Source organism: Flavobacterium sp. OHVDL-2026-0007 (genome assembly GCF_059882335.1).
The window spans coordinates 297,496-311,253 of the sequence record NZ_CM187612.1 but is presented as its reverse complement, the minus strand read 5'-3'; the positions used below and the strand labels follow the sequence as shown (position 1 = coordinate 311,253).

7 protein-coding genes and 1 tRNA gene are annotated in these 13,758 nt (G+C 34.7%); 2 read left to right on the top strand and 6 right to left on the bottom strand.

Annotated elements, in window-relative coordinates:
- Nucleotide 1: 1 nt before the first annotated feature.
- Nucleotides 2–2,878 carry a DUF8487 domain-containing protein gene (locus AC51AA_RS01330; RefSeq protein WP_500703944.1) on the bottom strand — a complete coding sequence of 959 codons (2,877 nt, stop codon included), beginning with the start codon at nt 2,876–2,878 and terminating at the stop codon, nt 2–4.
- A 190-nt stretch (nt 2,879–3,068) separates the two neighbouring features.
- Here AC51AA_RS01330 and AC51AA_RS01325 point away from each other — a divergent pair, with 190 nt between their 5' ends.
- Nucleotides 3,069–3,986: an AraC family transcriptional regulator gene (locus AC51AA_RS01325; RefSeq protein ID WP_500703943.1), complete on the top strand. Its 918-nt coding sequence runs from the start codon at nt 3,069–3,071 to the stop codon at nt 3,984–3,986.
- A gap of 275 nt (nt 3,987–4,261) precedes the next feature.
- Here the strand turns inward: AC51AA_RS01325 and AC51AA_RS01320 are convergent, their stop codons facing one another.
- Together AC51AA_RS01320 and AC51AA_RS01315 are read right to left on the bottom strand one after the other, a co-directional pair.
- Entirely contained in the window at nt 4,262–5,944 is a 1,683-nt protein-coding gene (locus tag AC51AA_RS01320; protein ID WP_500703942.1) for a DUF4091 domain-containing protein, read from the bottom strand.
- Between the two features lie 161 nt (nt 5,945–6,105).
- The gene (locus AC51AA_RS01315; RefSeq protein ID WP_500703941.1) at nt 6,106–9,345 is read right to left on the bottom strand and encodes a glycoside hydrolase family 2 TIM barrel-domain containing protein; all 3,240 of its coding nucleotides are present in this window, start codon (nt 9,343–9,345) and stop codon (nt 6,106–6,108) included.
- A gap of 778 nt (nt 9,346–10,123) precedes the next feature.
- On the opposite strand from AC51AA_RS01315, the gene AC51AA_RS01310 reads away from it, so the two are divergent.
- Nucleotides 10,124–10,324, top strand: coding sequence for a DUF4177 domain-containing protein (locus AC51AA_RS01310; protein ID WP_500703940.1), 201 nt, complete (start codon nt 10,124–10,126; stop codon nt 10,322–10,324).
- A gap of 130 nt (nt 10,325–10,454) precedes the next feature.
- Here AC51AA_RS01310 and AC51AA_RS01305 read toward each other — a convergent pair.
- The 3 genes from AC51AA_RS01305 to AC51AA_RS01295 form a co-directional block, all read right to left on the bottom strand.
- Nucleotides 10,455–10,526, bottom strand: a tRNA-Glu gene (locus AC51AA_RS01305).
- 900 nt (nt 10,527–11,426) lie between these two features.
- A complete protein-coding gene (locus tag AC51AA_RS01300; RefSeq protein WP_428229234.1) occupies nt 11,427–12,143 on the bottom strand; it encodes a response regulator transcription factor in 717 nt (238 codons plus the stop codon).
- Between the two features lie 3 nt (nt 12,144–12,146).
- A complete protein-coding gene (locus AC51AA_RS01295; RefSeq protein ID WP_500703939.1) occupies nt 12,147–13,733 on the bottom strand; it encodes a sensor histidine kinase in 1,587 nt (528 codons plus the stop codon).
- Nucleotides 13,734–13,758 lie beyond the last annotated feature (25 nt).

The following is a 13,758-nucleotide window of genomic DNA, read 5'->3' as shown; positions in this document are numbered from 1 at the left end:
ATTATTTACTTGCCGCGAATAAGGATTCTATAACTTGAATTGAAACCTCCTCATTGGGTTTGAATTTTTCACTTGCCATGTATTTTTTCAAACTGTACAACAATTGCCTAGCTTCAAGTCTATTTTCCTTATCTGAAAGCAAATCAATTCCTGAAACAAGCAATTTTCCTTTTCCTACATTACACTCAAAAATCAAAGTTAAAGGACGTGCCGTTACCCAATCATCTATTACCCTAACAATGGGTTTCATTGTTGGAGATACTTTATCCAAATAAATCGCATTAGAATGACTCATCGCATCTTGCCATTGGTAATTACTATGAAACTGCGTAGGAAACTCATCGAAAGCCGAATGTTTTGGATCACATAAAACTCCTAGTGTCGTTGGAGGCTGGCTATTGGTCCAAGCAGTATTCCAAAAAATGCTAGAGAAACCAATCTTTACGTCACCTCCTTTATCCTTACTTACTGATCCTTTTGGTACTGTAAGCAATACTTTTCCGCCATTATTCAATACTTCCAGTGCTTTATCGTTCAATTGTTGCGTGATCAATACGGCACTGTTTATCTCTTTTTGAACCGCAGGATAAACAAATATATCCCATGAGTTCTCATAACTTCCAACGGCAACATTTACTATAAATCTTCCTGCCTCATTTATAGAGGATAAGGACTGATTTATCTCTCCTGCTATAAAGGAATTCCCTAGAGGAATTATTTTTTTTGCAAATTCTCCTTGCGCTATAATTTTTCCTTTTACATCTTTAATGTTCCAACGTACATTTTCATTCAATGCCCTTTCTCCAAAATTTGCAATTTGCACCTCTGCGTTGATGGCTTCGTCATTTTGATAAACCATCTTTTTCAATCTTGCCAATGGAACAACCGCGTTACAAAACCTACTGAATTCTTTACCTGTTACATATCCTTTATCTTCCCAAAAAGGATTCAGAACACCAACAAGTGCGGTTCCCTGACCAGGAAAATCATGTAAATCCAACAACTGAAAACCAGCAAAACCAGGTGTACGTAAGGCTGCTTCTATATCCGCCTTATAACAAAGTGTTTGTAATTTCCCAGAGGCCATCAAAAAACTATCCGCCAAATCTTTCATGCCATGATTCATTAGCGTTTCCTGAAAAATTTCGAAATTTTTGGCTTTCAGTACACCTGTATATTTTTGTATTTCTTTAAAATCAGGATACACACACCATTGCCCCACTTCATGACTCACTGATGGGTTTTTCCATTGTTTAATATTATCTCTCCAATCATAATTAGCTGAAGGTGCTTGACCATTAATGATGCTTTTTAAACCCTCTCCCCATCTCTGAACACGTGGATTATCCGTGCTGTTATAATCACTTTCTGTTATTACAGGCCAACCCGAACCAGATGTATAGAGTCTCCTAGCATCTTTGTTTTTCCAATACGTCACAAAATTAGTAAGATATTTTGTAGAATTCTTTCCATCGGGTTCATTACCATAAACCATCATACAAAAAGAGGGATGATTTCCATAAGCTTCAACAATTCTTTCGCTTTCTTCGTAAATATATTGATCCAGAGGAGCTCCATCACCTATCACAGCTCCTTGGTTTGCCCAAGAGCCACATTCAATTTGAAGGTAAAAACCAGAAAGATCAGCAGCTGCAAAAGCAGCCTCCGGCGGACACCAGGAATGAAAACGTACATGATTTAAACCATAAGATCTGCAAATACGAAATATACGCATCCAAGATTCTAGATCTGTTGGCGGATATCCGGTTTTTGGAAAAATAGCGCACTCTAAAGTGCCTCTAAGAAAAGTTAGTTTGCCATTGATGGTAAATTGGGTTCCTTCTTTGGAAAAACTGCGCATGCCAAATGATGTACTCTTACTATCCTTGTTTTTAGTTCCCTCCAAAAGTGCAACCTTCATCGTATAAACGTTAGGATTAAACTCATCCCATAACAAAGGTTTTTTGCCCATTGGATAAACCAATTCAAGAGTTGTATTCCCTTCTTTTACATCCAAAGCTTTACGCAATGGACTTAGTTTTTCACCCTTTCCATTTTGTATGGTCGCATTCAACTCCATAGTACATTTGTAGGCCTGCCCTGTTGTATTGGTAAGCTGTACGCGAGCCAATACCTGTTTGTTTTTCACATCAGGAAACAACTGAACCTCCTTCACAAACACCCCTGAACGGGCAGAAAGAGATATTTCACCAATTATTCCATTCCAATTGCTTTGGGTATGGTCGGATATACTATGTGAATTTTGTCCAAAATCAATATTTTTGACACGATTATCAACGCGTATCGTGATTACATGTTCTCCAGAAGTAATTGTTTGGGGCAAATTAAAGACATGGGCCGTACTAAGACTATTTTCCATTCCTAACTTTTGATCATCAATCCAGACTGTTGTTTCCCAATGGCTCCTTTCAATAAACAACTCTATATTCTTATTTTTCCAGCCAACTGGTATCTTTATTTTTTTTTGATACCATGCGGCTCCCTTATAGTATTTTACGGGTTGCAACCAAAATGGAATTTTGATATTTCCTTTCTTTCGATAGGAAGCATATTGGTCTTTTTTAAACCAAGAAGAATCAACAATACTCCCTGTCCATGGTGTATGTATATCCACATCATTCCCTTTTCCATTGGTGGTCATGGAACCAGGTAATACCACTTCATCTGCCAATCTTTTATTAAACCATTGTTCCTTTATCCCTATATCAAGAGAATCAACTTGGAACCCCCATTTACCCCAAAGATTACTCTTATTTGAAGTATCGGGATTTTGCTGTGCCGAGATTGACTCACTCCCAAATGTCGAAACTAATAGTACTATCAAGTACGGAAAGATAAAAAACCATTTTTTTTTCATTTCATATATTTTCATTAAACGCTATACTGAGAATCCTGCTGAAATGAATTTAAAAACAAAAGAGAACTTTAAACTACTCTTTCTCTATCAAGATCAAATTCTTTTCAGAAAATAAAATTAATACTGTAACTCCTGGAATGAAATGGAAAAACTCACTATATTGCTGGACAATTATCTGATTTAAGCAAAAATGAAAAGAAAGGAAACTTCAGTCCGAAAAAAGGAGGGATTTACTGGTCAAAAGAGCATTGTACTCCCTAATTTAGTGATCGATCGTCTCTCCTCTAATCCAATCAATGGATTTTTATATGCTACCGACATTGGATTCTATCCTCATGCGACTAATCATTATCGACAAAGAAAACAAGGTTCACTGGAAAATATACTGATTTATTGTATCGCCGGACAAGGCTGGTGCAAAATTGAGGATAAAGTCTATACCATCATGCCTAACCAATTCTTGATAGTACCCTTAGGAATGGCTCACACCTACTCTGCCGATAAGGATGATCCATGGACTATTTATTGGATCCATTTCAAAGGAGAAGGTGGCTTTCATCTAGCCCGTAGTTTGTATGAGAAATTAATCACAGGGAACAATATGATCTACATCAGTGATGTACGAAATAACCTTTTTGATGAATTATATCAGAACCTACAACTCGGTTATGGAAAATCAACCACAGGTTATGCCTCTATTTTATTATGGCAAATTTTAGGTTCCTTCCTTTATGACGAACGTTTTGGCGCAAGCCTGATGCAACAACAGTCTGATCCCGTAGAAAAAGCCATAGCCTATATCAGCGAAAACATTCAACATCGTCTGACATTGGAAATGATCAGCAGTCAAGCCAACTTATCTTTATCACATTTCTCTATGCTATTCAAAAATAAGACGGGCTATACTCCAATAGAATATGTAAATCATCTCAAAATACAGATTGCCTGTCAAAATCTTCAATTTACAAATTTACGGATCAAAGAAATTTCGGAGCTTTCTGGTATTGAAGATCCTTACTATTTCTCGCGGCTATTTAATTCACAAATGGGAGTCTCCCCTACACAATATCGATTACAATTTTCATCCACTGAAATAGTAAATGATTGATCTTTATGAGTAGCTAATCTAAAACTTTTTATAGCTTTTAAAATTGCATTGTCCTAACCTCGACTTTTTAAGAATATTTTCAAAAACAAAGTCCCAATATAGCGCTATACTATCTTTAATCAAAAGCGTCTAAAAAAATAGGCCTTTAGTAGGTATTTACTAAAGGCCCATATTAAAAGCAAATTGTAATTGTGAAAACATATTCTATTGACTCGTAAAAAGCATTGGTATTTATCTCCATTACCTATCACAAAAAGCCGAGCCAAAGCTTCAATTTAGAAGCGATTGAACTTTGCTTTGGCCTGATCAATTATTTTTTCTGAAGGCGTATCTTTTAATGCTTTCAAGTCAAAAGTGCTTAACATTTTATTGAGTTCTTCTAACTTGGCTTGATTTCCAGATTGCTTAAAACCTTCCTGTAGTAAGTGTATTTTTTCAAAATCCTGTATACCCTCTATTAACTTTTCAAATCGAATAGATGTCATTGGACCTGGATACACCTGATACGTATCCCCTGCTGGCCAAGCCGTAAAACGACTGTCCGTCATTGGGTTTTGAGGCCAACTATTATAAGCCCAACGTAAATAACCTGTGAATCCTTTTGCAGCAGCATACCAGCCCATCCATACATGTTCAGCAGGAGGAGAAAAAGTAAAACCATTCGGATAATTTTCTTCACAACAGGTATACCAAGTACTTGGTTTTCCTGCGGCAATACGTGCTTTCAACGTTTCTGGCTCAAATTCAAATTTAGAGGCCACACAATAGTCATAAATGTCTTTTTCAATTTCTGGATGGTAATTTCCAGCTAAGGCAATTTTCCAATCTGGATCAATACCTTTTAATAGTTTGATAACCGATTGCATGTCTTTCATCGGTCTCTCATCCATCGCAATAGTACTGATACCAAACCAGCCTTTCTCCTTTAGATGTTTCGTAAAATCTTTTAACATGGATGACCAGTATGCATTGTACTCGTCCGAACCAATTTTAGCTTCCATTTCCATGTTTTTAGCAAGGGTCTCATCATAATACTGAAAAGATAATTTCCACGGCACCATACTATAACAATTGATACGCTTAGTAATTCCGCAACTCATTACGAAAGAAACATATTGATCAAACAGTTTGTAATCATATTCCCAGCTACCATCTTTTTTCTTAACCCATTTTATAAGACTTGGAAAATCATCATAGGTTTGATGTCCCCATGGTTCGTTCATAATACTGGCTGTAATACATTTTTGACCTGCACTGGCCAACATGGTGTAATACGGGCGCATTTTTTCGAAATGTTCAGCACTCCATAAATCTACCTTATGCACTCTAGCAATAGCAGCAGGATGTTGCCAAAGATCCAAATCAAATTTCCATTTATCAGCAGTCGGTAGAACGTGCTCGAGCACATTTACAGAGAAAGCTAAAGTGTGTTTTTTCTCAGCATTAATCGTAATTGTTCCTTTGTATTGCCCAGCTACGGTATTAGCAGGAACACTTATGCTCACCCAAATTGGCTGTAGTTCATTCTTCTTCACAGCAACGCTAGAAGTTAAATCAATAGGATCAGCCACTAATGAAGATTTAAAATTTTCTGGTTTACGGTGACCGCAACCACCACCAAATTCATCTGTAATCACATAATGTACAAAACCTGTTTTCACATTGGTTTTAGCAATCTGCTTTCCATCTTTGGCTTTAAGATCAGTGGTACTTACCGTTAATTTAGCCAAATCTTTATCCACCCAAACCAATATTTGCGTATGCACTTTTTCACCTTTCCAGGCTGTAGTTGCCCAAGTACTAACTGGTGAAATCGTTGGCTTTACCTCTTTTGCAAAACGAGCATTACTGCTAGCAAAACTAACTAGCACAGGACTTTGTCCTTTGGTTGAGACTTTATTTTGTGCCTCTGAAGTTAATCCTACCAAAAGGACAACTAATAAAAAAATATTCTTCATTTTTAAAATATTGGTTTTATTTTGAGGACTTTGAAATGGATTCTTTTTATTAAAAAGTATCTTTCTCAAAATCCCCTGTATTAACAATTGTCTCTATGACTCTTTACTCTATCTTGGTTTGTACTGTCTTTACGTACACTATTTTAGATTTACAAAATGAATTACTCACATTTCATCCAATAGCTGTAACTGTAATTTTTAAAAGGAATTCTATATTTTTCTAGCGGCATAGCTCCCCAACTGTCCATTCCTTGCATTCCTGTTTGTTGTAAATCCATATGCAAATAAATTTCATTTCTTTTGTTCAATTCCCCACTGTGGTATTGTTTCTTTTGCGCTTCTGGATCTAAATCATCCAAATTATAAGGCAAGGCTGAAAAACTCAATAAATTGTCTATAAAGGCAAATTGTATTTTTCTACCCTTTGCATTAGCAAAAGTTACCCATCGTACTTCTGTTTTGTTTCCACTTTCTTGCGGTCTGGCATAAGGAAAATACTGTTCATCTACTGATTGTTTAAATTGACCAATAAACGTATTGGTCTTTCTGTCCCAATAGTTCTCCCCTGGACCACGACCATACCAATTGATGGTATTGAAATTTTTATTGATCACCAAATCATTTCCGGCCCTTAACAACAAGCTGTTTTTCCCCGTGATGGCTGTAAACTCATTATCTACTTTGATATTTCCATCACCGTATAGAGTGAATACTTGTTGATGTGAGGCTTCGCCCTCCACCAATTTAGTAGTGAATTTTACTTGAACCGAACCGTCCGTATTCTTTGAAACTGCCGCTTGCATTTCAGTACCATTATCATAGGCATCTCTCCATTTTCTTAACTTGGTATTAAACCCAGCACCAATGTCATTATCTGTGGGCGCTCTCCAAAAAGAAGGTTTAGGCCCTTGTTCTATAAATTGCTCCCCTTTGACACTATAACCTGATAAAGTTCCTTTTTTCAAATCAAATGTTACTTCAAATTTATCTCCTGTAATCACACACTGCTCTTTGGTTTCTTTCACTTGTAGCGCCTTTTTTGAACTTGGTGTAAAAACAGTAGAAGGCAATGTTTTCAATACCAATTGCTCTTCTGCAATTTCATAACCTTTAGGCAAGAATGGTTCTTCGGTTTTTAGTGCATAATAAACATTCAATTGGTACTCTTTATCGGCTTTCTGAACCGTTTTGATTGCCAATTTGAAGTCTTTCTGCTCTTGTGGCTCCAATGAAATAGTAGTAATACTTCCCTTTTCTTTGGCAATTCCATTTTCCATAAGTACCCAACGCAACATTACATTATCCAAATTCTTAAAGAAAAAAGCGTTCTTAATCGAGATGCTGTTGTCTCCAATGAATTTTGTTTTAATGTTTTGGTGTACTTTTTTCACCTCCAAAGCCATTGGTGTTATCTCTCTGTAGGCCGTAACCACTCCTTTAACACAGAAGTCATTATCACTTAAATTTTCATCAACTGGTCCTTCCAATGGGAAATCACCACCGTACGCTTTAATGCGCTTACCATTCTTAAGGGTATCAATAGATTGATCTATCCATTCCCAAATAAATCCTCCCTGTAATTTAGGATTGTTTTCTACCACATCCCAATAGTCTTGAAAATTCCCTAAGCTATTCCCCATAATATGAGCATATTCACTTTGGATATTCGGTAATTTTGCATCACTTTTTGAGTAGCGTAACAACTCATCTGGAGTCATATATTGCGGGCAAAAAATCTCTGAATAATGCGTTTCATTTGGTTTTTCGTAATTGATATCCCTTTCATATTGAATAGGCAAAGTCGTTTGTTGTCTCAACCAATCGTAAGCAGCATAAAAATTAGTACCATCACCTGCTTCATTTCCTAAAGACCAGGTCACCACACTTGCATGATTTTTATCTCTTTCATACATACGCTGTATACGTTGCAAATGCGATTCTTTCCAAAGTGGATTATTAGCCAAGGTAACATCTAAATCATACCCCAGACCATGTGATTCAATATTGGCTTCATCTACCACATACAAACCGTATTCATCACAAAGCTCCATCCAATAAGGATCTGGTGGATAATGCGAATGACGAACTGCATTGACATTAAGCTTCTTCATCATCTCCATATCTTTGCGCATATCCTCTTTACTAAGCGTATGCCCATTTGTTGGATGATGTTCATGGCGGTTAACTCCTTTTATGTAAACTCTTTTACCATTGACTAAAAAGTCAGTTCCCTTAATTTCGATCTTTTTGAAACCAATACGAAGTGGCACCACTTCCAATACTGCTCCCTTAGCATCTTTTAAAGTAAGATACAAACGATACAAATAAGGCGTTTCAGCTGTCCATTTTTGAACATTTTTTATAACTCCTTCAAACGCTACATTGGTTTTATATTTTCCTAATACGGTTTTAAAATCCTTTGTTTTATCTTGATATACTATATTTCCTTTAGCATCTTCCAAGCTCACTTCAACCGTTATGCTGTCTTTTTTACTGTATAGCCCTTTTTCTCTTTTATAACTATCAATTTCTGCATTGATGCTCAGTAATCCATTAGTATAGGAATTGTCTAGTGTGCTGATAATTTTAGTATCACGAATATTCAACTTTTCAGTGGCATATAAAAAAACATCTCTTTCAATTCCAGAAAAACGGAACATGTCTTGACACTCCAAATAACTAGCATCACTCCAACGATATACTTGAAAAGCAATTAAATTCTCTCCTGGTTTCACAAAATTGGTAATATCAAACTCGGCAGCCATTTTACTGTCTTCACTGTATCCTACTTTTTTTCCGTTTACCCAAACAAACAGACAGGATTTAGCATTCCCCACATGAATAAAAACCTGCTTCCCTTTCCAATTCGCAGGCAAATTAATTTTTTTACGATACGAACCTACAGGATTATTATTCACTGGAATATCAAAAGGTGGATTCATCTTTTCATAACGTAAATTATGGCCCGCAAAATCATAGGGTTGGTTAACATAAATAGGTAAACCATACCCATTCACTTCCCAACTAGCTGGTATGCGAAAATTGGTCCACTTGGTATCATCATAACTAAGTTCGAAAAAATTCTGAGGACGCTGGTTAGGATCTTGCACCCAATTGAATTTCCAACTACCATTTAATGAGAAAAAGTTAGTCGATTTTTCTCTATCGTATTGCTTGGCTTTTTCCTTATTTTCAAAACTAAAAGCCGTATTGCGCATTGGCATTCTGTTCAAGGAAACAATTTCTGGATTTAGCAGTTCAGCAGGTAACTGCGCAAAGACATTTACAGTTAATAACAAGGCAATGATTGCCAATTTCACTTTTTTCACGTTCCTTAAAACGGTTAGCCCGTCCCTCTGCTGTAGTTCAGTCCTTTTACCTTCCATTGTTTTTGTTATCATTATATTTATATTCCGTTTAATTTTATTTTCAAAGTATACACTTGATCTCCAATCTTTAAAAGTTATACCACCTATCACTTAATCGATTTAGTTAAAAGCTACCATAACCTCATGAAATTCCTTCTCATTATACGCTTACATTTAGCTGGCAGGGAGCCATTTTTAGGACAAACAGTGCTCCCTAGTAAAAGTTTTTCTTTTAAAGAAAATTTCTTTGTATTTTTAAAGAACACGAAAATAGAGTTAGTTTAACTATTTTCCTAATCATTTATCAGATAAAACCAATAAAAAAGCCCTCATTTCTGAAAGCTTTAGGATAATCTTGAAACTATAATTTTAAATGAAGTTACTTTCTCCCCTATCCTCCAGTTCCACACCCTCGTCGTTTTTAGCATAGAGACCAATAATATCGAGGAACTTTCCATTCATCACCGCTACAATTATTTAAATTAGTATAGTGACGACAATGCCTCTAAGCATAGATAGTAATAACATAACTATCGAAAGTAGAAAGTCAGCTTTAAAAAATAATAACACTAGAGGATTCAATTCCCTATAATGGACAGAAGAAAAAAAAACGTAACAAAAAAACAATCTAGAAAACGAAGTTAAAAAATGGCTTTACTCTGACAAAATAAAGAAAGAATTACAAAAGTTCTGTTGTGTAATTCTTTACCCTTTTGTACTTTAGCTCTAAAGAGCTACCATAACATCAAGATCAACACATCGTTCTGTGTTAGCCATCATTTGAACCAAAAACACTAAACAATCAACTATTATGAAGGATTACAAAGTAGAGTGCCTAATGTACTACTCAAAATTAACCTTAGATTCAGCACACATTGCCAAAGATTCAAAAAAAGAAATTCAGGAAAAATTAGATGAATATACGTCAAAGGGGTACAAATTTACATCCTCCACTTCAACAAGTTTTGGCGTGGCAATTTACATTCATTTGTACTTTGAGAAAGATGTTTAGAGAGAATCTGAATCAAAGCTCTTTTTGAGCTCTCATTCCCAATTTTTGCAACTGATCCAATACCGAGGGGAAATATTAAAACAAAAAAAATGAGCAACTTTGTGCTCATTTTTTTTTGTTTTAATCTCTGTAGCCCGTAGCGGAATCGAACCGCTCTTACATGGATGAAAACCATGCGTCCTAACCGATAGACGAACGGGCCTGCTTTGTTATTGCGGTTGCAAAAGTACAATTAATTTTGACATTTGAAATACTTTTTTAAAATTCTTGCGAATATTTTTTTAAAAAAAATAATTCTTTAAATACTTTCGCTCGCTATCCTTCCCTCTCTTAGGCCTTCCTCCCAAAGGGATTCTCTTTACTCCTTCCCCATCTAAACAAATCCTATCTCTCTGATTTAGAATAAAATTACAACTAACTTATCACAAATCGGTCGAATATCAAACACTCCCTTTTCGCCATTAGTTTTACCTTAAAACGACTTAGATTTTACACTATTTTCTTTTAAAAATAATTTTAAAAAACCTACAAAAATTCCTACTTCACTCCTGTATTGATTCAAAATCCAACAAAAAAAACCATAAAGGATCCTCTATTATGACCACATAACTCTTGCTTTTTTTTGAAAAAAAATCGCTATCGCACCTTCTTTAATCAGGTTCCCAATATTCCCATCGGAAGATCTAGTACAAATATTAAAAACACATTTGGAAAAAGCACTTCTGTTTTGAGTATAAAAGTGCCATTAAAAATACAAAAGGCTAAAATAAAATCAACAGCTAAGTACTCTTAAGTATCTAGTGCAACAACTAGAAGTCTAACTTAAAAATAACCTCAATAATGTTTGACTGAATACCTATTTCCGAAAATCAAAAACTTAGCCTTAAAAGGGCCAAAACATACAGTATCGAATAAACTAACCTCACATTCCACGGCAAGATCTCTTGACAACAACTAATTAGAAGAAAAAGACTAAATACTATATTCCCCCTTACCCTTTGCCAAATGTTTTTATTTCCTACACCCCTATGACCGCCAAAAATACTCAGCCACAAAAAAAGCCCTGATCTCTCAGGGCTTATATTTTATTGAAATGGATGGGTTATTCCGATACTTTGCTTTTCACAACTAATCTGAAACCTTCACCATGGATGTTTAAAATTTCAACATCTTCATCTGCTTTTAGATATTTTCTAAGTTTAGCGATGTAAACGTCCATACTTCTTGATGTGAAGTAGTTATCATCTCTCCAGATTTTTGTTAATGCTAATTCTCTTGGCATTAAATCATTCTCATGAAGAATCAACATTTTAAGCAATTCATTTTCTTTTGGAGACAATTTTATTGGCTCATCATTTTCAAAAGTTAAGAATCTCAATTTAGAATTCAAATGGAATTTACCAATATTGAATTCAAATTGAACTTGTTCTGCTTTTGTATCAGCCGATTTTCTTTGAATAATTGCTTTGATTTTCATCAACAATACTTCTGAATCAAAAGGTTTATTCAAATAATCATCAGCACCTGCTTTATATCCTTTTAACACATCCTCTTTCATCGATTTTGCAGTTAAGAATATAATAGGCACTTCGCTGTTCTTTTCTCTAATTTCTTTGGCTAAAGTGTAACCATCTTTATAAGGCATCATTACGTCAAGAATACATAAATCATATACATCTTTCTTGAATTTCTCAAAACCTTCCATACCGTTTTTAGCTAAAGTAACTTCAAAGTCATTTAACATTAGATAATCTTTAAGAACTGCCCCAAAATTAAGGTCATCTTCTACTAAAAGTATTCTTTTGTTATTATTTTCCATATTTTAATTTATTAATGGTATTTTTATTATAAAGGTGCTACCTTTTCCTTTTTCGCTTTCAACATATACTTGACCATTGTGATCCTCTACTATTCTCTTTACATAAGCAAGACCTAAACCATGTCCTTTTACGTTATGTAAATCTCCTGTATGCTCTCTATAAAATTTCTCAAAAACTCGTTTCTGAGCTATCTTACTCATTCCTACTCCATTATCCTTTACTTTTATCAAAATCATGTCTTTCACATTCTCTGTAAAAATTTCAATCTCAGGAGTATTCGGTGAATATTTTATTGCATTTTCTAAAATATTAACCAACACATTAGTGAAATGCACTTCATTAAGCAAACAAGTTGTTCTAGAAGCATTTAAATGTTTCACCACTGTTCCCTGCTTGTCTTCTAAAATTAAATTTACATGCTCAATTGCGTCCTCAATGATATCATGAATAGCAGTTGGTTCCTTACTTATATCGAGTTCCCTTTTTTCTAGTTTAGAGATTCGAAGTACATTTTCAACCTGAGCGTGCATTCTTTTATTCTCGTCCCGAATCATTTGCAGATATCGAAAGACCTTTTCCTTGTCTTCAATAATCTTCGGATTCTTAATGGCATCTAGTGCTAAATTTATGGTCGCAATAGGAGTCTTAAACTCATGCGTCATATTATTAATAAAATCCGTTTTAATTTCAGAAATATGCTTTTGACGTAATAATTGATTTAACGCACTTGTATAGGCAACTATTATAATTAATGTAAAAACTATTGATAAAATTGTAATACTCAATAATTCAGACAATAAAAATTTCTTCTTGTGAGGAAAAGTAACATATAACTCATATTTGCTATTCCCTTCGTTATCAGTATAAATGGGCACATGATAACTAGCATCTTTATCATAATGAAAGCTTTCTGATTTGATCTTCGTGGCCAATCCATTATTGAGCACTCCAAATTCAAACTTGGTATTCACACCATATTCCGCAAGCTCTTTTTTTAATAAACTTTGAAGCTTTTCTTTAGAAATTCTTTCGTCTATAGGCAATGCATCTGCATAGTCTTTAACCGAAATTTCTCTCTGAACCTTACTCAAAATATCCAAACTTCCAGACTTTTCAATTTTCAAATCAGGAATAACCGTTTGATTTAATGAACTTTGATCAATTAGATTATTATTATTGTAAACTTCAGTTACTCTTTTAGAATTAAAACTTTTAAACCTGTCATTAGAAAACTTCTTATTAAACAATAAATTATTTATCCCATAATCTTCAGAAGACAGCGTATTACTATATATTATGGTTTGTTTCGTTTTTGAATTTCTTTGAACATAATAAACCTCTAACAAATCTTCTTTTTTAGGCGTCTTTCCTGTACTCTCCTTAAGACGATTGTAGTCTGCATAGTAACTATACTCTTCCAATTTTTCCAGCTTATCAGCAACATTCCCTATAACTTGGGTAACGTGGTATTTAAACTGTTCATCATTGTTCTTAAACGAGGAGTTGAACCAAAACACCTGAACAAGAATAATCCCAATTAGGGATAAACTCATCAGTAAAACAAGTATTCTAAAAAATAATTTATTCATCGAAACAAAATTAATATTTTAACAA

What these genes read in the sequence shown, in the direction of transcription:
- AC51AA_RS01300 (WP_428229234.1), bottom strand. Translation starts at nt 12,143, where the DNA reads ATGGAAAATAATAACAAAAGAATACTTTTAGTAGAAGATGACCTTAAT.
- AC51AA_RS01330 (WP_500703944.1), bottom strand. Translation starts at nt 2,878, where the DNA reads ATGAAAAAAAAATGGTTTTTTATCTTTCCGTACTTGATAGTACTATTA.
- AC51AA_RS01310 (WP_500703940.1), top strand. Translation starts at nt 10,124, where the DNA reads ATGAAGGATTACAAAGTAGAGTGCCTAATGTACTACTCAAAATTAACC.
- AC51AA_RS01295 (WP_500703939.1), bottom strand. Translation starts at nt 13,733, where the DNA reads ATGAATAAATTATTTTTTAGAATACTTGTTTTACTGATGAGTTTATCC.
- AC51AA_RS01315 (WP_500703941.1), bottom strand. Translation starts at nt 9,345, where the DNA reads ATGATAACAAAAACAATGGAAGGTAAAAGGACTGAACTACAGCAGAGG.
- AC51AA_RS01320 (WP_500703942.1), bottom strand. Translation starts at nt 5,944, where the DNA reads ATGAAGAATATTTTTTTATTAGTTGTCCTTTTGGTAGGATTAACTTCA.
- AC51AA_RS01325 (WP_500703943.1), top strand. Translation starts at nt 3,069, where the DNA reads ATGAAAAGAAAGGAAACTTCAGTCCGAAAAAAGGAGGGATTTACTGGT.